17 protein-coding genes are annotated in these 16693 nt (G+C 64.1%); 6 read left to right on the top strand and 11 right to left on the bottom strand.

Annotated elements, in window-relative coordinates; all coding sequences use genetic code 11:
* Nucleotides 1–206: 206 nt before the first annotated feature.
* On the top strand, nucleotides 207–998 hold the full coding sequence (locus ASF04_RS03480) for an ABC transporter substrate-binding protein (RefSeq protein WP_056138126.1): 792 nt from the start codon (nucleotides 207–209) through the stop codon (nucleotides 996–998).
* Between the two features lie 76 nt (nucleotides 999–1074).
* Complete coding sequence (locus ASF04_RS03475; RefSeq protein ID WP_056138124.1) at nucleotides 1075–1320, top strand: hypothetical protein; 246 nt, start codon at nucleotides 1075–1077, stop codon at nucleotides 1318–1320.
* Here the strand turns inward: ASF04_RS03475 and ASF04_RS03470 are convergent.
* Complete coding sequence (locus ASF04_RS03470; protein ID WP_229204896.1) at nucleotides 1308–2684, bottom strand: MFS transporter; 1377 nt, start codon at nucleotides 2682–2684, stop codon at nucleotides 1308–1310. The two genes, ASF04_RS03475 and ASF04_RS03470, sit on opposite strands and share 13 nt — an antisense overlap.
* 117 nt (nucleotides 2685–2801) lie before the next feature.
* Entirely contained in the window at nucleotides 2802–4157 is a 1356-nt protein-coding gene (locus ASF04_RS03465) for a GH1 family beta-glucosidase (protein ID WP_056138122.1), read from the bottom strand.
* A gap of 267 nt (nucleotides 4158–4424) precedes the next feature.
* On the opposite strand from ASF04_RS03465, the gene trmB reads away from it, so the two are divergent.
* Complete coding sequence (trmB, locus tag ASF04_RS03460) at nucleotides 4425–5102, top strand: tRNA (guanosine(46)-N7)-methyltransferase TrmB (protein WP_056138119.1); 678 nt, start codon at nucleotides 4425–4427, stop codon at nucleotides 5100–5102.
* Nucleotides 5103–5113: 11 nt separating this feature from the next.
* On the opposite strand, the gene ASF04_RS03455 is transcribed toward trmB, so the two are convergent.
* Genes ASF04_RS03455 through ASF04_RS03445 form a run of 3 tightly spaced genes read right to left on the bottom strand, consistent with a single transcriptional unit; the run spans nucleotide 5114 to nucleotide 8387 of the window.
* Nucleotides 5114–5626, bottom strand: a complete 513-nt coding sequence (locus ASF04_RS03455; RefSeq protein WP_056138117.1) for a hypothetical protein — start codon at nucleotides 5624–5626, stop codon at nucleotides 5114–5116.
* A gap of 41 nt (nucleotides 5627–5667) precedes the next feature.
* Nucleotides 5668–7476, bottom strand: a complete 1809-nt coding sequence (locus ASF04_RS03450; protein WP_056138115.1) for an amidohydrolase — start codon at nucleotides 7474–7476, stop codon at nucleotides 5668–5670.
* 14 nt (nucleotides 7477–7490) lie between these two features.
* Nucleotides 7491–8387, bottom strand: a complete 897-nt coding sequence (locus ASF04_RS03445; protein WP_056138432.1) for a DMT family transporter — start codon at nucleotides 8385–8387, stop codon at nucleotides 7491–7493.
* A gap of 101 nt (nucleotides 8388–8488) precedes the next feature.
* On the opposite strand from ASF04_RS03445, the gene ASF04_RS03440 reads away from it, so the two are divergent.
* On the top strand, nucleotides 8489–9430 hold the full coding sequence (locus ASF04_RS03440) for an AraC family transcriptional regulator (protein ID WP_082488517.1): 942 nt from the start codon (nucleotides 8489–8491) through the stop codon (nucleotides 9428–9430).
* Nucleotides 9431–9433: 3 nt separating this feature from the next.
* On the opposite strand, the gene recQ is transcribed toward ASF04_RS03440, so the two are convergent.
* The 6 genes from recQ to ASF04_RS03410 all read right to left on the bottom strand — a co-directional run bounded on the left by recQ (nucleotide 9434) and on the right by ASF04_RS03410 (nucleotide 15238).
* Nucleotides 9434–11251 (bottom strand): DNA helicase RecQ, encoded by a 1818-nt coding sequence (gene recQ, locus ASF04_RS03435; protein ID WP_056138114.1) that lies wholly within the window; start codon nucleotides 11249–11251, stop codon nucleotides 9434–9436.
* A gap of 42 nt (nucleotides 11252–11293) precedes the next feature.
* Nucleotides 11294–12136, bottom strand: a complete 843-nt coding sequence (locus tag ASF04_RS03430) for an undecaprenyl-diphosphate phosphatase (protein WP_056138113.1) — start codon at nucleotides 12134–12136, stop codon at nucleotides 11294–11296.
* 214 nt (nucleotides 12137–12350) lie between these two features.
* A complete protein-coding gene (locus tag ASF04_RS03425; RefSeq protein WP_056138112.1) occupies nucleotides 12351–13073 on the bottom strand; it encodes an ABC transporter substrate-binding protein in 723 nt (240 codons plus the stop codon).
* 61 nt (nucleotides 13074–13134) lie between these two features.
* Nucleotides 13135–13428 carry a YkgJ family cysteine cluster protein gene (locus ASF04_RS03420; RefSeq protein ID WP_056138111.1) on the bottom strand — a complete coding sequence of 98 codons (294 nt, stop codon included), beginning with the start codon at nucleotides 13426–13428 and terminating at the stop codon, nucleotides 13135–13137.
* Between the two features lie 12 nt (nucleotides 13429–13440).
* A complete protein-coding gene (locus ASF04_RS03415) occupies nucleotides 13441–14217 on the bottom strand; it encodes an alpha/beta fold hydrolase (protein WP_056138109.1) in 777 nt (258 codons plus the stop codon).
* Between the two features lie 4 nt (nucleotides 14218–14221).
* Entirely contained in the window at nucleotides 14222–15238 is a 1017-nt protein-coding gene (locus ASF04_RS03410) for a M14 family zinc carboxypeptidase (protein ID WP_056138107.1), read from the bottom strand.
* Nucleotides 15239–15396: 158 nt separating this feature from the next.
* On the opposite strand from ASF04_RS03410, the gene ASF04_RS03405 reads away from it, so the two are divergent.
* On the top strand, nucleotides 15397–15867 hold the full coding sequence (locus ASF04_RS03405) for a hypothetical protein (RefSeq protein ID WP_056138106.1): 471 nt from the start codon (nucleotides 15397–15399) through the stop codon (nucleotides 15865–15867).
* On the top strand, nucleotides 15864–16661 hold the full coding sequence (locus tag ASF04_RS03400; RefSeq protein WP_056138104.1) for a DUF2145 domain-containing protein: 798 nt from the start codon (nucleotides 15864–15866) through the stop codon (nucleotides 16659–16661). Before ASF04_RS03405 ends, ASF04_RS03400 begins: the two co-directional genes overlap by 4 nt.
* Nucleotides 16662–16693: the final 32 nt, after the last annotated feature.

The raw sequence follows: 16693 nt of genomic DNA, 5'->3' as shown, positions 1-16693 counted from the left end.
TTGACGTTGCCGAAAATTATGTAAAAGTTGCTTTAGACCTCATAGAATCATCATACTCAAGCTTTGCATATCCTACCCTGCCGATCCAATCGTGCGCCAGTTAAAAATAGCGGGTCATCAGCGGGTCATCAGCGCGGCGGCAGCCCTCGGCATGGCCCCAAATGCTGTGCTACCATGCAATGGTTTCTTATCGGAAAGATAAAGGGATGCGGGTAACGAACTGGTTTCTTGCCGTACTGCTCAGCGCTGGCGTGTGGTCGCCCGCCGTCGCCATCGAGCGGGTGGCGGTCGGGGCCAGCTTTCACCTCGTGTACGAGCAGGATGCGGCTGGCCGGCCCACCGGTCTGGCGGTGGACGTGCTGCGTGCGCTGGCCGCGCGTGCCGGCGACACGGTGCGCTTCCAGTTCTATCCCTGGCCGCGTGCGCAGGCGATGGTGGAGCGCGGCCAGGCCGATATCCTGGTCGGTCCCTACCGGTCGGCCGAGCGGCTCAAGCGCTTCGACTTCCTCGACCAGCCGTTTTACCGCGACCGCCTGGTGTTTTATGCGCGCAGCAAGGGCGGCGCCACCTGGCAGGGCGACTTCCGCAGCCTGGCGGGCAAGCGCGTGGTGGCAGTGCGCGGCTGGCACTATGGCGACAGTTTCGACGTGGCGCGGCCGCTGTTAGACCTGGGCGAGGTATCGCAAGTGGATAACGGCTTGCGCATGCTGGCGCTGGGGCGCGTGGACCTGTTTGCCAGCAACCAGCGCAATACCGACGCGCTGGTCAAGGAGTTGCGCCTGGACGGTACGATTACCGTGCTGTGCCCCGACATCGGCCGCATCGACGGCTACCTGGCGTTTCCGCGCACGCCGAAGTTTGCGGCCGCGCGCCAGCAGTACAACCTGCTGTTTGGCCAGATGGTGCGCGCGGGCGAGTTGCAGAAGCTGGGCGCAAAGAACGGGGTACAGGTACCGGCTGGCGAGGCCGCTTCGATGTCCAATGCGGCATGCAAGTAAGCGCGCACGCCTGACGCACGCGTGCACGACGGCGGCGCTTGCGCTAAGCTGGCGCCTGGTCAAACAGGAGAGCGCCATGATTCCCGAGCTCGACAGGCGGCAGCGACGGCCGGAAACGTCGCAGACATCAGAAACGGCAGGCTGGCACTCCTTCGAATTTATCGTGCGCCAGGCCTTGCAGGTGCAGCGCGACATCGGCACCCCCGGTGCCGTGGAAATGCTGCAAAACATCGGGCTCAACCCGCAGGTGATCGCCCGCGTGCTGAGCCCCGAGCGCCAGGTCCGCGCCGAGGACCTCCGGGCGGTCGCTCAGTCCTTGTGATGGAACGGCGCGAACCACGTCACCAGGAATGACGGGATGGTTGCCACCATCACCAGCCAAAAATAATGCACATAGCCGAGCGCCTGTTGCAGGTGGCCGCTCACCACGCCGGTCACCATCATGCACAAGCCCATCAGGCCGGTGCCGAACGCGTAGTGGGTGGTGCTGTACTTCCCTGGCGCCAGTTGCTGCATCAGGTAAATCATGAAGCCCACCGAGCCGAAACCGTAGAAGAATTTCTCGATCGCCACGCCGGCGCTGATTACCCACAGGCTCTCCGGCTGGTACATGGCCATCAGCAGGAACGTCACGTTCGGAATGTTCACTGCGCAGCACAGGATGAACAGGGTGGACGGCAGGCCCCGGCGCGAGACGAAAATACCGCCCAGCAGCGAACCCACCAGCACGGCGATCAGGCCGTAGGTGCCATAGACCAGCCCCAGCAATTCATTCGACAGGCCCAGGCCGCCCTTGGCGACCGGATCGACCATGAAGAACGGACCGATTTTTTCCAGCAGGCCGATGCTGAGGCGGAACAGGAAGGCAAAGCCCACCATCAGCCACACGTCGCGCTTCTGGAAGAACGTGACGAACGAGTCCCACAGGATGAAACCGGCTTCGCCAACCGACCTGGGGGCGTTCTCGGCCTTGGCGCCGTCCGGCATCACGCGCGCGTGCCAGATCGCCGAGACGATGATGATGGCCGCAACGATGAAGAAGATCACGCGCCACGATTCGATCCACTGCGGACCGAACTCGCCGGCCGGGTGGCCGAAATAATGGGTGTGCAGCCAGCCGCTCAGGTACACCATGCCGCCCGAGGCAACGATGGGGCCGACATTCCAGCTCAGGCTCTGGATGCCGCAGAACAGCGATTGCGCGCGCGAGTCGAGCGAGGTGACGTACACGCCGTCGGACGCGATGTCCTGCGTCGCGCCCACCAACGACAGCAGGCCGAACAGGAACACCATCACCACCATGTAATTGGGCAGCGACATGGCCAGCGCCACGCCGGCAAAGCCGATGCCGACAATGACCTGCGTGCACAGCACGAAGAATTTCTTGGTCCGGTACATTTCCACGAACGGCGCGAACAGCGGCTTGATGGTGTAAGCCAGGATCAGGTAGCTGGCGTACTCCGCAGCCTTGCCGTTGTCCATGCCCAGGTTCTTGAACATGATCGACGTCACGCTGGTGAGCATCATGTAGGTCAGCGCCATGGCGAAATAGCTGCTCGGCACCCATAACATTGGCGTGCCGGGGCGGAACATGGCGGCCAGCAGCGACGGGTGCTCGGCGCCGGGCGGCAGGCGCTGCGGCTTGGCTGCCGATGGTGCCGGCGGCTGCGTGGATTCTTGGTGCATGGTGTCGTCCTCGTTGTTCTCTGCGGAGTATAGCTTTGCAGGCGGGCTCTGCGGCCGGCTCTGCGGGTCCTCCGGCGCGTACGCCGGAGGGGTACTACGGTTGCGTTGCCCGGTTGATTATGCGGCTTGTTCCAGCTGGCCGCCGGCGCGCTGCTGCACCAGATAGTCGCGGTACCACAGGGCGCTGTGCTTGAGCGTGCGCTTCTGGGTAGCGTAATCGACGTGGACGATGCCGAAGCGCTTGGCGTAGCCCGAGTTCCATTCGAAATTGTCGAGCAGGCTCCACAGGAAGTAACCCTGCACATCGACGCCTTGCAGGCGGGCGTCATTGATGGCCTTCAGGTGGCGCAGCACGAAGTCGATGCGGGCCTCGTCCGGCACTTCGCCATCGACGATGGTGTCGGCGTTGGCCATGCCGTTTTCGGTGATGTAGATCGGCGGCAGATCGTAGTCGGCGTGCAGCTTGAGCAGCAGTTCGGTCAGGCCGTCCGGGTAAATCTCCCAGCCCATGTCGGTGGTGCCCAGCTTGTTTTCGGGCTGGCGCGGCGGCACTTCGGCGCTGCAGAACGAGCGGAAGTAGTAATTCAGGCCCATGAAGTCGAGCTTGCCACAGATGATGTCCATGTCGCCGTCCTGCACGTCCGGCGCGTTGTCGCCGTGGACCTTGAGCGCCAGTGCCGGATAGTGGCCCTTGAAGATCGGGTCCATGAACCATTCCACCGAGCGCGAGTATTCAAACTCGGCCATGGCGATATCGGCCGCGCTGTCGGTGGCCGGGTGCGCTGGCCACTGGTTCAGCACGATGCCGAGCTGGGCCGAGCTGGCGACGTCGCGCATGGCGCGCATGGCCAGGCCGTGCGACAGCAGCAGGTGGTGCGACACTTGCACCGACTGCTTGATGTCGGCCACGCCCGGTGCGAACTGGGCGTTGCCGTAGCCGAGGTTGGCCGTGCACCATGGCTCGTTATGAGTTGCAATCGTTTTCACCCGGTTGCCGAAGCGGCGCGTGACCTCGGCCGCGTAGCCGGCGAAGTGGTAAGCGGTATCGCGGTTGAGCCAGCCGCCTTCGTCCTGCAGCGCCTGCGGCAGGTCCCAGTGGAACAGCGTGACGTGGGCGCTGATGCCTTTGCTTTCCAGTTCGGTCAGGAGCTTGTCATAGAACGCGAAACCGGCTTCGTTCCAGGCGCCCTTGCCCTGCGGCTGCACGCGGGACCAGGCGATCGAGAAGCGGTAGGCGTCCACGCCCAGGCTGGCCATGATCGCCACGTCTTCGGGGTAGCGGTTGTAGTGGTCGCACGCGACATCGCCATTGGTGCCGTCGATGATCTTGCCCGGGGTGTGGCTGAAGGTGTCCCAGATCGACGCGCCCTTGCCATCGGCGGTGGCGGCGCCCTCGATCTGGAAGGCGCTGGTCGCAATGCCCCAGGTAAACGATGGCGGAAATTGAGTGAATTCGTGGCGGATGTCGGTCATGGGTCGGCTATGGGTCGGCAAGATGCGGGTGAAGGAGGCTTGAAAACGATTTCAAATGGATGCAGAGATTAAACCCGAACTCGAATCCAGTGTCAATCAATTGATAACTTCATGGCATTGTTCAGCGGCGCCGGCACGCAACAGCGGCCCGCGCATGGCATGGCAGGCGGGTTTGTCACGGACCGGCACTGATATAATGCCGCCTCATTCTTTCACTGCACCGCCACCATGTCTTCCGATACTCCAAAAGAACCCCCAGCGCGGGGCATGCTCTACGATCCGACCGAACACCGCATCCGCAGCTTCGTCACCCGCGCCGGCCGCCTGTCCACCGCCCAGGCGCGTGCGCTGGAAGAGCAGCAGCAGTTCCTGATCAAGTACGAGAAGGCGCCGCTCGATTACGCGCAGGCATTCGGCCGCCAGGCGCCAACGGTGCTGGAAATCGGCTTCGGCATGGGCGGCACCACGGCCCACATTGCCGCCGCCATGCCGGACAAGGATTTTATTGGCGTGGAAGTGCATACCCCGGGCGTGGGCAGCCTGCTCAAGCTGATCGGCGAGCAAAACCTCACCAACCTCAAGGCGATCCAGCACGATGCAGTCGAGGTGCTCAACCACATGATTGCCGATGGCTCGCTGCATGGCGTGCACATCTTCTTCCCGGACCCGTGGCACAAGGCGCGCCACAACAAGCGCCGCCTGATCCAGGCGCCGTTTGTCAAACTGCTGGTGCAAAAACTGGCGCCGGGCGGCTACATCCACTGCGCCACCGACTGGGAAGACTACGCGGTGCAGATGCTGGAAGTGCTTAGCGCGGAAGAGGGCTTGCAAAACACCGCCGACGGCTACGCGCCGCAGCCAGCCTACCGCCCGCTGACCAAGTTCGAAAACCGTGGCATCAAGCTGGGCCACGGGGTGTGGGACCTGGTGTTCTCTAAAAAATAAAGGCGTTCGGCCTAGCGCTTTTCGAGCGGTTCGAGGTCGAGCACCACGTTGTACGACAGGCGCGCGGTCTGCCACAGGCCGCCGCCGCGCACCTGCGCGTCGCAGCTGGTCAGCTGGCCGGCAAAGCCGTCGCGCTTGAGGCGGGCGCGGAAGATCACCGCCGCCTTGGCTTCCAGGTATCCCACCATCTGCCCTTGCAGGAACACGGCCACCGCCGCGTCTTCATACGCATTGCGGTCGTCGCAGAACAGCATCGCCGTGTGCGGCGCGCGCGCGGCAGCATCGCCATGCTCGCCGGCCAGCGCTTTCAATACGGGCTGGTAGCGCGATTCGTTGACCACCTCCACCAGGAAGCGGCCGCCGTCGGACCAGTAGTGGGCCACCGGCGTGTCGGGCAGCACCGGCGTGTACGGCGCGGCCGGCAGCGGCGGCAGCGCCACTTTTTGCGCCGGGTTCGATTTGACGATCCAGTACACCACCAGCGCGGTGACGGCAATGATCAGGATGGAGATAAGCAGTTGCATGAGGTAACAGGGGCGGACAATCAGGCCGCCATCTTAACCGATCAGGGTGCGACCGACTGCATGGCATCCGCCTGGTACACCACCTTGCCGCCCACCACCGTTTGCAGCACCTTGATGTTGGCGATGTCCTCGGCGGGTATCGTGAAGAAATTGCGGTCGAGGACGATCAGGTCGGCCAGCTTGCCGGTTTCGAGCGAACCGGTCAGCTTTTCCTGGCGCAAGGTGTATGCCGCGTTGAGCGTGATCGCGCGCAGGGCCGCCGCGCGCGGCATGCCTGGCACGTCGCCCAGCCGGCCCGCGTACTCGGCGCCCGCGTCGGGCGCGGCGGTGCGGGTGACCCCCACTTTCAAGGCGAACCATTCGTCGAGCGGATCGACCGGCCAGTCGCTGCCGTAGGCGATGCGCGCGCCGGCGTCCAGCAGCACCGACTGCGGTTGCACCAGCGGGTAGCGCTGCGGTCCCATGTAGGGTTGCAGCGCGCCGAGGGTGTCGGGCGCCGGCTTGGCCCACTGGAACGACAGCACCGGCGTCACATCGAGTTTGGCGAAGCGGGCGTAGTCGCTTGGGGCCACGATTTCGTCGTGGGCCAGCGCAGGGCGCGCTTTCTTGCCGGCCGGCGTGCCGCGCAGCCACGCGATCGCATCGAGCGTCTCGCGCACGGCGCGGTCGCCATCGACGTGGATGTGCGGATCGATGCCGGCGCGCGCCAGCACATCAAGCGTGGAGCGCAGCGCCGCTTGCGAGAAATACGTGGGCGGGCCGTTGCTGGTGCCCGGCTGCCAGTCGGGCTGCTGTTCGGTGCCCTTGTTTACCAGGTACGGTTCGAGCATGGCGCCGGTAAAGGCCGGCGCCGAAATCACGCCGTCCATGAACAGCTTGGCGTGGCGCACCTGCAGCGACGGCGCCACCGTGGTCGGGCCCTGGTCGAACTGTTTTTTCTGTTTCAGCAGGTCGGCCACGGCGCGTTGCGGCGTACTTCCCTTGTCGAGGTCGATGAGTACGGCGAAGTGGGCGCGGGCGGTGAGCTTGCCCTGGCGCTGCAGGTCGGTAAACGCCGTCATGGTTTCGGGATCGGTGTACGCGTCGAGGAAAGACGTAATGCCTTGCCGGCGCATCGCTTCCAGTGCCTTGGTCGATGCCGCCAGGTTCTCGGCCACCGTGAGTGGCGGCAGCAGGTTCATGGCCATGTCTTGCGCGGCGTCTTCCAGCAGGCCGGTGGCATGGCCGCTGGCATCGCGCGCGATCTTGCCGCCGGCCGGATCCGGCGTGGCGGCCGTGATGCCGGCCACCGCGATGCCTTTGCTGTTGAGTTGCAGCGAGTGGCCGAACGACGAGCGTACCAATATTGGCCGGTCGGTCGTGAGGGCATCCAGTGTGGCAGCGGAGGTCGTCACGCCGTCGGGCAGCATGCCTTGCTGGAACCAGTTGACCACCACCAGCCAGCGCTTGGGGTCGGCCTTGCCCAGCCGGACGTCGCTGTCGATGCAGGCCTGGATGCGCTGCTGGAATTGCGGCACCGTCAGCGGTGCGTAGTCGAGACTGCAATTGAGCAGGCGGCTGCCCCCCGACTGCGGGTGCATATGGCCGTCGATCAGGCCCGGCATCAGCATTTTGCCGTCCAGGTCGATCACCATGGTGTTCTGGCCTTGCAGTTTGGCGGCGCCCGCGTCATCGCCCACGTAGACAATGCGCCCGCCGCGCACGGCCAGCGCCTGCTGCACGCTGTCTCTGGCATCGACCGTGTAGATGTAGCCGTTGCGGTAGACGGTATCGGCCGGCGCGGTGGCCGACGCGGCGTGGGCGGCGGCAAAGGTGAAAGCCAGCAGGGCGAACAAGCCGGATCGGGTCATGCAGTCTCCAGTAATCAGAAGGCTGCCTTGAGGCGGGCCCGCAGGGTCGGTGGCAGAAACGCCAGCACATTCCCAGCGAGCACCAGCGCCAGCCCGCACAGCGCGACCGGCGTCCATTGGTAGCCTTCGTAAATGGTTGAAATCGTCAACGCGACGATGGGGAATAATACCGTGGAATAGGCGGCGCGGTCGGGGCCGATGCGCCCGACCAGCAGCAGGTAGGCGGTAAAGCCGATCACCGAGCCGGGGATGGCCAGGTATAACAGCGCCCACAAGTAGCGCGGCGACGGATCGAGCGCAAACGGCATGCCCAGCGCCAGCGCGGCCACGCCCAGCGTGGTGGCGCCGATCAGCATGGCCCAGGTGTTGGTGAGCCAGGGCGTGAGACCCAGCGCCTGCATGCGCGAGGACAGCAGGTTGCCGCAGGCGAAGCACCAGGTGCCGGCCAGCGACAGCGCCAGGCCCAGCAGCACGCCGCTGTCGTTCCAGTGGCCCTGCATCTGCGGCGCGAACAGCAACACGATGCCGGCCAGGCCGAACAGCGCGCCTACCATCACCTGGCCCCGGATCGGGCGTCCGAGGAACAGCCGGCCGGCCAGCGCAATCCACAGCGGTGCGGTGGAAAACACCACGGCCTCCTGGCCGCTGGTGATATACAGCGCTGCATAATAAAAGCACAGGAAATTCAGGCAGAACAGCGCGATGCCCTGGGCAAACAGGTATGGCCAGGCCTGGCGCGGCGGCCACCAGCGCTGGCGCGTGACCAGTAACGCCGCCAGCAGCAGCGCGGCAGCGATCCAGAAGCGGTACGCAATCGAGACTGGCGCGGGTACCACGCCCAGTTGAAATGTGATGGCGATCCAGGTGGTACCCCAGATCAGGACGGTAAGCAGGTAGAGGAGGATATTCATGGCGCCAGCATGACGGCAGGGCGGCGCCGGCGCTTGTCTGAAATTGCGCATATCGTTGCAGGGCCGGCTTTCGGTACCATGGCCCGTGCTAGACTTTATCCATGGATTTCCCCAACCGCCGCCCACTTGATCTGCCTGCCACTTTGCTGCCTGCACCCGGTTTGCCGGAAGGCCCGCTGTCGCACTCGGTGTTCAAGACCATGTCCGAGACCGACGCCGTGCTTGAGCGCTTTGCCTGGCTCGGCGACGAACTGGCGCTGGCGATCTGGCAGCGCGACACGCCGTGCGCCGAAACATCGTATTGCCAGCCGGGCCACCACACGCTGTCGTACTACATGGGCGGCGGCTACCGCACCGAGCGCGGCGAACTGCCCGGACTGTACGGCGCGCCGCAGCGCCTGTGCACCTTGCCCGACTGGCACGAATCGAGCTGGACCGTGCGGGGACCGCTGCGTTTCCTGCACGTGTATTTCCTGCCCGCGCATTTTACTCGCCGCGCCGTGGTGGAACTCGACCGCGAACCGCGCGAACTGACCCTGGCCGACCGCACGTATTTCGAGCACGCGCGCATCGGCCAACTGTGCGCGCAACTGGCCGGCATGGACTGGAACGGTGCCGACGCCCGGCTGTGCGCCAATGAAATGACGCACGAAACCTTGTCGCACCTGCTGCACGCGCAGTCGCTGCCGCGCCACCAGGGCCGCGTGTGCGGCGGCCTGGCGCCAGCCGTGCGGCGGCTGTTGGCCGACTATATCGAAGCGCACCTGGCGCACCCGCTGACCTTGCAAACCCTGGCGCACCTGGCCTGCCTGTCGGAATACCACCTGCTGCGCATGTTCAAGGTCTCGTTCGGCATGACGCCGTCGGCATGGATCGCCGCGCGCCGCATCGAGCACGCGCGCCGGCTGTTGCAGCAAACCAGCCAGCCGCTGCAGCAAATCGCCGATGCGTGCGGCTATGCCGACCTGAGCCACTTCAGCCACCGCTTCCGCGCTGCGGTAGGCGCCGCGCCGGGGCGTTATCGCAGCGTGGTGACGGGGTAAGCGTTACTCGAACTCGCGGATCAGCTCGACGATCTGGTCGCCGTACGATGCCAGCTTTTTCTCGCCCACCCCGGAAATGCCGCGCAGGTCGTCGAGCGCGGTGGGGCGGGCCTTGGCGATTTCGCGCAGGGTGGCGTCGTTGAAGATAATGTACGCGGCGACATTGTGCTCGCGCGCCGTGCCCATGCGCCAGCTGCGCAGGCGGTCGAAGATTTTTTCCTCGGCGGCCGACAAATCGCTTTCCACGTAGCCTTTCGAGGCGCGCGGGGTCTTCTGCTTGACCGGCTTTTGATACTGGCGCAGCTGCACCTTCTGGCCGCCCTTGAGTACGGGGCGGGCGGCGTCGGTCAGTTTCAGCGAGCTGTATTGTTCGTGGTCCACCGTGAGCAGGCCCAGCGCGATCATCTGGCGCAGGATGGCGCGCCATTCGTGCTCGCTGCGGTCGGCGCCGATGCCGAACACCGACAGGCTGTCGTGGTGCCAGGTCTTGATGCGGTCGGTTTCGATCCCGCGCAGCACTTCGATCACGTGGCCGGCGGCAAAGCGCTGATCGACCCGATACACGGCCGACAGCAGTTTTTGCACCGGCACCGTGCCGTCGAACGACACCGGCGGAATCAGGCACGTATCGCAGTTGCCGCACGGTCCCGATTGCTCGCCGAAATAATCAAGCAGGCGCACGCGGCGGCAGCTCAGGGTTTCGCACAGGCCCAGCATGGCGTCGAGCTTGGTACCGAGCACGCGCTTGAAGGTTTCGTCGGCTTCGGACTCGTCGATCATCCGCCGTTGCAGCACCACGTCCTGCAAGCCGTAGGCCATCCAGGCGCTGGCGGGACCGCCATCGCGGCCGGCCCGGCCGGTCTCCTGGTAATAGCCCTCGATGCTTTTCGGCAGGTCGAGGTGGCAGACGAAACGCACGTCCGGCTTGTCGATGCCCATGCCGAAGGCGATGGTGGCGCACATGACGATGTTTTCTTCGCGCAGGAAGCGGGCCTGGTTGGCGGCGCGCTTGGCGTGGTCCATGCCGGCGTGGTAGGCCAGTGCGCGGATGCCGTTTTCGTTGAGGAATTCGGCAGTCTCTTCCACCTTTTTGCGCGACAGGCAATACACGATGCCGCAGTCGCCCGTGTGCTCGGTGGTGATGAAGTCCAGCAGTTGCTTGCGGCCGTTGGCCTTTTCGACGATCTGGTAGCGGATGTTGGGACGGTCGAACGACGAGACGAACTGCGCCGCGTCGCCCAGTTGCAGGCGGTGCACGATCTCGGCGCGCGTTTGCGGGTCGGCCGTGGCGGTGAGGGCAATCCGGGGCACGTCGGGGAACTGCTCGTGCAGCACCGACAGGCGGATGTATTCGGGACGGAAATCATGGCCCCATTGCGACACGCAGTGCGCCTCGTCGATGGCAAACAGCGCGATCTTCGAGTCCTGGAATAAATTCAGGCAGCGCTCGGTCATCAGGCGCTCGGGCGCCACGTACACCAGGTCGATCTGGCCGGTGCGCACCAGCCGCTCGATGCGGTTGGCTTCTTCGTAGGTCTGGGTGGAATTGAGGAAGGCGGCACGCACGCCCACTTCTTCCAGCGCATCGACCTGGTCCTGCATCAGCGCGATCAGGGGAGAAACCACCACGCCCACGCCGTCGCGCAGCAGGGCGGGAATCTGGTAACACAGCGACTTGCCGCCGCCGGTGGGCATCAGGACCAGGGCGTCGCCGCCGTTGCTGACATGATCGACGATCTCGGCCTGGTGACCGCGAAAGGCCGGGTAGCCGAACACGGTTTCCAGCAAATGGAGAGCGCGCTCCTGGTTTTCCTGATTCATTTACTGCTCGTTCCTACAACAAAGTGATGTCTTGAGTGACCGTCATTTATCGGCCCAGACGATCACGCCATAATAACCGGTTATGAGGACAATCAGGCCGAACACAATCCGGTACCAGGCAAAAATCACGAACGTGTGGGTCATGATGTAGCGCAGCAGCCAGCGAATGCACAGGAAGGCCGAGATGAAGGCCGAAACGGTGCCGATGGTAAAGAACGAGACGTCGTCCATCGACAGCAGCGCGCGGTCCTTGTACAGCGAATACACCGTCGCGCCGACCAGGGTCGGAATCGCCAGGAAGAACGAGAACTCGGTGGCGACCTTGCGCGAGAAGCCGAAGATCATGCTGCCCATGATGGTCGCGCCCGAACGGCTGGTGCCGGGGATCAGCGCGAAGGCCTGGGCGATGCCAATCTTCAAGGCATCGACCGGGGTGATCTGGTCGAGCGATGTGATGCGTTCCACGGCCGGGTTGTCCTTGGCGCGCTTTTCCACCCACAGGATGATGAAGCCGCCGATGATGAAAGCGGCGGCGACCGGGGTCGGTGCAAACAGGTGCTTCTTGATCGACGAGGCGAAGATCAGGCCCAGGATGGCGGCCGGCAGGAACGCGATCAGCACGTTGAGGGCAAAGCGCTGCTGCACCGGATCGCTGAAGATGCCCGACAATACCAGGCCGATACGAGCACGAAACTCCCAGATCACCGCCATCATGGCACCGGCCTGGATCACGATTTCAAACACTTTCATTTTGTCTTCCATGCCTGCAAACCCCAGCAGGTGTTCGGTCAGGATCAGATGACCGGTGGAAGAGATCGGCAGAAATTCCGTAAGACCTTCAACCACGCCCATGATGATGGCTTTAATGACGAGAACAATATCCATGAAGTTAAGTATATAAAGGGTTGGAAGTGAGAGGGAATGGCTGCAAATGGTGACGCACCGGGGGCGAAGCTTACCATGTTCGGCGTGCACTATTTGCAATCTGACTAAGCGGTAATGTTGAATGGTGCGCTGCGGAAATGTCGAGTGGTCCCAAGCGCGTCACGCCGGGAGGGCGCAACCGCCGCGTTGCAGCATCCGCGCCTCAGGAAATATGTCAGCGCAGCCGCAGCAAACGTGTCAGTTCACCGCTTTTTTCGATGGCGTCGATGGCCGCGTTGACCTGGCCCACGCGCAAGGTTCCTTTGCGGGAAATCGCGCAGCCGGTCTTTTCCTCGCTGATGACCAGTTGGCTGAACCCGGCATCGAGCTCGCCGCTGGCAAACTGGCGCTCGACCGTGACGCCGGTAGCGAGGAAGTAATCGAAACGGCCGCCTTGCCATTTACGCAAGGTCAGTTCGAGCGAGGGCGCGTCGTCGCGCACGAAACCGTCGCCAAGGCGGCCCTGCACTTGCGGATAGTTAAAGCCCAGCACGGTGCCGACGGTCTTGCCACGGATGTCTTCGAGCGAGACCGGCGGCGGCACGCGGCGCGAGGCGATCAACACTTCGGACGTGGGAATGAAGGGGCGGGTCCAATCGACCTTGCCCTGGAACCAGGCCGGCGAATAGCCGCACACGATATCGCCCTCGGCCGCTTCGAGCGCGCCCATCATGCGCTTGCGCGGTAGCGGCATGAAGCGCACCGGCCGCTTGAGCTGGCGCGCCAGCGCCGCTCCCAGGGCCTCCTGGAACCCCGAGCGGCGCGATACGACAGTCTCGCCCGGCGCATCTTCGACCTTGTGGACATAGCGGATCGTGGCCGCCGGACTGGCAGCCACCGCCGCCAACGGCGCCGCCACCAGCAAGGCCACGGAGAAAATACGGATCAGTGCGGTCATGTGGCGGTCCGGTGAGGAAGTTGGTACAACCGTAGCCGATTCTTGTTAGGGCGTCAATTATCTATGGCGCCGTGAGGCGTTCCAATTCTCCCAGCCAGTGCATTGCAATTTCCCGGCTGTCGCCGCACATCTCATGCGATGGTTGCAGGCCGCCGCAAAAGGCTGGCCGCTCGGGGCGGCCGAAGATCAGGCAGCGCTGGTCGTCGCCCAACTGCACGCAGCGGACACCGGCCGGCTTACCATTGGGCATGCCAGGAATCGGGCTGGTAATCGAGGGCGCGGTGCAGCAGGCGCCGCAGTGCGGGCGGCAGGCGAAGGCCGGACGCGTGGTGGCCGAGTTGAGCAGGATGGTCATAGGGGCGGTATTTTACCGCGCTTCTGCGACGACGTCGCCGGCGGTCACCCACGCCGCCACCCGCTGCGCCACCCATTCGCCATCGTCGAGCGGCAGGTCGTGGCCGGCGTTGGGGTGGATGCGGTGCTCGGCCTGCCACGCCTGCGCCAGCTGTTGCGAGCAGCGCGGATCGACCAGCTGGTCGCCGCTCGATGACAGCACCAGCAGCGGCAGGGCGGGGCGCGCGGCCGGCGCGCGGAAGCGCGCTGCAGCTACCAGCTGGCGCAGCGCGTTGCGGCGGCTGACCGGGAATTCATGCTGGTAGCCGAGCCAGCGCCGCAGCAGGCCCTCGCGTTCGGCATTGTCGCCATGGCGGCTGGTCAGGCGCAGGATCAGCCGTTCCTGCGCATCTACGCCGCCCTCAAGCAGCATGCGCACGATGGCCGGATAGTTGCGCCAGCGCAGGCGCTGGTGGAAGCGGCTGAACGGCCGCATGCTGGTATTGATTAGCACGGCGCGGTCGATCTCGTTCGGATAGCGGCTGGCCCATTCCACCGCCACCATGCCCCCCAGCGACAACGCCAGCAGCGAATAGGGTGCCCGTACCCCGCGTGCGCGCAGCTCGGCGCGACATGCTTCCACCATCGCCGACACCGAAGTCGGACTGATGGCAGCGTGATGGACGCCGTTGCCGGGTAAATCCGGGGTGATGATGGTGGCGCCCGGCAGCGCCCGCGCCAGTTGGCCGGGGAAGCGGCCCCAGTGGCGCTGTTCGCGCATCAGGCCGCGCAGCAGGATCCAGGTGCTCATCGGCTCACGCTCCGTACCAGTGCGCAAGCGAGCGCCGCCGCTGCTGCTTGCGCGCCATCCCTTCCGGCACCCAGCGGCCGTGGCTGTTGACGGCCCGCATCAGGAAATCGAACCAGATCAGGTGCCGGCGCAGCACCCGTTGCAACCGGTGTGCGGCGGTGGGGTTGAACATGGCCACGCGGTCGAACAACTGGCGCGGGTTCTTCTTGACCCACAGCCACGACCCCATTTCCAGCGTGAGCGGTAAAAAAGTGCGCTCGGTGTAGCTGGTGCCGTTCAGGTACAGGTAGTCCCACAGGTCGCCGTGGGTGCGGTACTGGCGGCTTTGCGGCTCGAACACGTAGTTATGGTTGGGATAGCTCTCGCTGAACAGTTCTTCGAGCGCGCCGATGTCGGCCAGGTGGGCGATTGGCGCGGCGGTGTGCGCATGGGGGAACCAGATGCGGTCGCGCAGGCCGAAGCCCGAGTGGCAATCGAGCGCCATGCTGAACTGGCGGGTGAGCAGCTCGCGCTCGACCACGTCGCACACGGCTAGGCTTTCCGGCTCCATCGGCGCGCCGGCCGGGCCGCGATACCAGGGCAGGTGGTGGCTGTAGCGCTGGCCGCCCAGCATGAACGGCACCCGGTCCACGGCCGACAGCGGCGCGTTGCGCATGAGATCGACACCCTGCGGATTGCAGCGCGTGGCCTGCCACATGCCGCCGGGATTTACCAGCGGCATGAAGACCAGCCGCATCGATTCGAGCTGCTGGTGCAGCGTGCTGTCCCAGCGCAGCCGCGCCAGGATGCTTTCCATGAACGACAGGATGACCTGGGTGCCAATGCGCTCGAGGCCGTGGATGCCGCCGAAGAATCCGAGCGCCGGCACATCCAGGCTGGGATTACCCAGCGCGATCGAATACACGGGAAAGTCGCGCCCGTCCATGGATACGGTGCAATGGGTGTCCACCTGCATATGCTTGCCGCCGGCGTCGATCAGACGTTTCAGGGTGATCAGTTCTGGCAGATTCTTCTCGGGCATGTGCAGGGACACTGGAAGCGGGGACCATCAAGTGTAGCTGAAATTGATTTCGCGCCAGCGCTGCGCACGGTTTGTTTGAGGCAGATACAGGACTTGGCAATCCGCCGCCAATACGCTGGGCGTTCATTTCGATTTGGAAACTTACTCTGGAGGATATTATGAAACCAAGCATGGTTTGCCGGATGGTGCTATTACTTGGCCTGTTGGGTACTGCGCACGGGGCCAGCGCTTCTTCGCTGTACGGCGAGTTGTCCAGCAAAATTTCGATCGGTACGCTGTCGATCGTGGCGTCACCGGTCGTCTCCGCAGTTGGCTCTGTGCAAGGCGGCGCCGCGCTCTCGGCCGGGCCGGTGGTATTGGTCAGTGGCGTGTCTTTGATCGTCAGCGGCTTGGCGCATAACGACAATATGGCCGAAGTATTATTGACGGCGGTTGGGTCCGTCGGTCACTACTCGGTCACTGTCAGTGCCGCAGCCGCCAATGCTGTAGGTCTGGCCGTTGGCGCCACCGTACAGGTGCTGGCTGAAAGCAGCGGTACGATTTTGGTGACATCAGGAAAAGTACTGGCCTTCGTCCCCAATGCTTTGGGCGAAGCGTTGTTGTCACAACAACGGCTGGCAGCACCATGAGCGCGCGCCATCATGCGGTTCCGCTGGCGCTGATGCTGTGGGCAACCTGCGCCATGCCGGCCCACGCTGGCCGCGCGTGTGAAGAACAAGCCATGAGTTTCGAGGCTTTGCGCGACGGGCTGGCAACGGGGGCGCGCTTGCAGGCCAAATTGAATGCCACCGGCAGCGACGTGGCGCTGATCGCGCGACAGGGACAAGACCTGTCCGCTTACGGGCTGAAATACTCGCATGCCGGCCTGGCGTATCGTTCCGGACCCGGGCAGCCATGGCGGGTGTATGAATTGCTCAACGAATGCGGCACCGCAGCGTCTGGTCTGTGGGTCGATGGGTTGGCCAATTTCTTTCTTGAGGGGCCCTTCAGCTACGACGCGTTGATCCTGGTCCCCCCGGCCGCAGCTGCCGAGCGCCTGACACTGGCCTTGCGCGATACGGTGCAACTGCAACGCCTGCACCAGCCGCATTACAGCATGGTGGCTTACCCGTTTGCCACCACCTACCAGAACTCCAACCAGTGGATACTGGAAGTGCTGGCGCATGCTGCCGCTGACCAGGGGCGGGTCGCAACCCGGCAGGAAGCGCAGCAGTGGTTGCAGGCAGCTGGTTACCGCCCCAGCGAAATGCGTATTGGGGCCTTCAAGCGGCTAGGCGGGCGCATGTTCAAAGCCAATGTTGCGTTCGATGACCATCCGAATAACTTGCGCTATGCTGGCCGCATCAATACCGTGACCGTCGATTCGATCAGCGAGTTTCTACGCAGGCAACAAGGCTGGACCATGCAGGAAGTGAAAAAGTAACTTGACGAAATCGTTTACCTTCCATAGCCTTC

The organism is Duganella sp. Leaf61, assembly GCF_001421905.1.
Lineage (GTDB): Bacteria > Pseudomonadota > Gammaproteobacteria > Burkholderiales > Burkholderiaceae_D > Rugamonas > Rugamonas zoogloeoides.
Note: the sequence above shows the minus strand (reverse complement) of the source record. Positions and strands in the feature narration are given on the sequence as shown.

Bases quoted from the DNA above. Each gene is read 5' to 3' on its own strand.
- ASF04_RS03410 (WP_056138107.1), bottom strand. From the start codon at position 15,238: ATGCCCGAGAAGAATCTGCCAGAACTGATCACCCTGAAACGTCTGATC.
- ASF04_RS03465 (WP_056138122.1), bottom strand. From the start codon at position 4,157: ATGACCGACATCCGCCACGAATTCACTCAATTTCCGCCATCGTTTACC.
- recQ (WP_056138114.1), bottom strand. From the start codon at position 11,251: ATGAATCAGGAAAACCAGGAGCGCGCTCTCCATTTGCTGGAAACCGTG.
- ASF04_RS03405 (WP_056138106.1), top strand. From the start codon at position 15,397: ATGAAACCAAGCATGGTTTGCCGGATGGTGCTATTACTTGGCCTGTTG.
- trmB (WP_056138119.1), top strand. From the start codon at position 4,425: ATGCTCTACGATCCGACCGAACACCGCATCCGCAGCTTCGTCACCCGC.
- ASF04_RS03450 (WP_056138115.1), bottom strand. From the start codon at position 7,476: ATGACCCGATCCGGCTTGTTCGCCCTGCTGGCTTTCACCTTTGCCGCC.
- ASF04_RS03430 (WP_056138113.1), bottom strand. From the start codon at position 12,136: ATGGATATTGTTCTCGTCATTAAAGCCATCATCATGGGCGTGGTTGAA.
- ASF04_RS03455 (WP_056138117.1), bottom strand. From the start codon at position 5,626: ATGCAACTGCTTATCTCCATCCTGATCATTGCCGTCACCGCGCTGGTG.
- ASF04_RS03475 (WP_056138124.1), top strand. From the start codon at position 1,075: ATGATTCCCGAGCTCGACAGGCGGCAGCGACGGCCGGAAACGTCGCAG.
- ASF04_RS03415 (WP_056138109.1), bottom strand. From the start codon at position 14,217: ATGAGCACCTGGATCCTGCTGCGCGGCCTGATGCGCGAACAGCGCCAC.
- ASF04_RS03440 (WP_082488517.1), top strand. From the start codon at position 8,489: ATGGATTTCCCCAACCGCCGCCCACTTGATCTGCCTGCCACTTTGCTG.
- ASF04_RS03445 (WP_056138432.1), bottom strand. From the start codon at position 8,387: ATGAATATCCTCCTCTACCTGCTTACCGTCCTGATCTGGGGTACCACC.
- ASF04_RS03420 (WP_056138111.1), bottom strand. From the start codon at position 13,428: ATGACCATCCTGCTCAACTCGGCCACCACGCGTCCGGCCTTCGCCTGC.
- ASF04_RS03400 (WP_056138104.1), top strand. From the start codon at position 15,864: ATGAGCGCGCGCCATCATGCGGTTCCGCTGGCGCTGATGCTGTGGGCA.
- ASF04_RS03480 (WP_056138126.1), top strand. From the start codon at position 207: ATGCGGGTAACGAACTGGTTTCTTGCCGTACTGCTCAGCGCTGGCGTG.
- ASF04_RS03470 (WP_229204896.1), bottom strand. From the start codon at position 2,684: ATGCACCAAGAATCCACGCAGCCGCCGGCACCATCGGCAGCCAAGCCG.
- ASF04_RS03425 (WP_056138112.1), bottom strand. From the start codon at position 13,073: ATGACCGCACTGATCCGTATTTTCTCCGTGGCCTTGCTGGTGGCGGCG.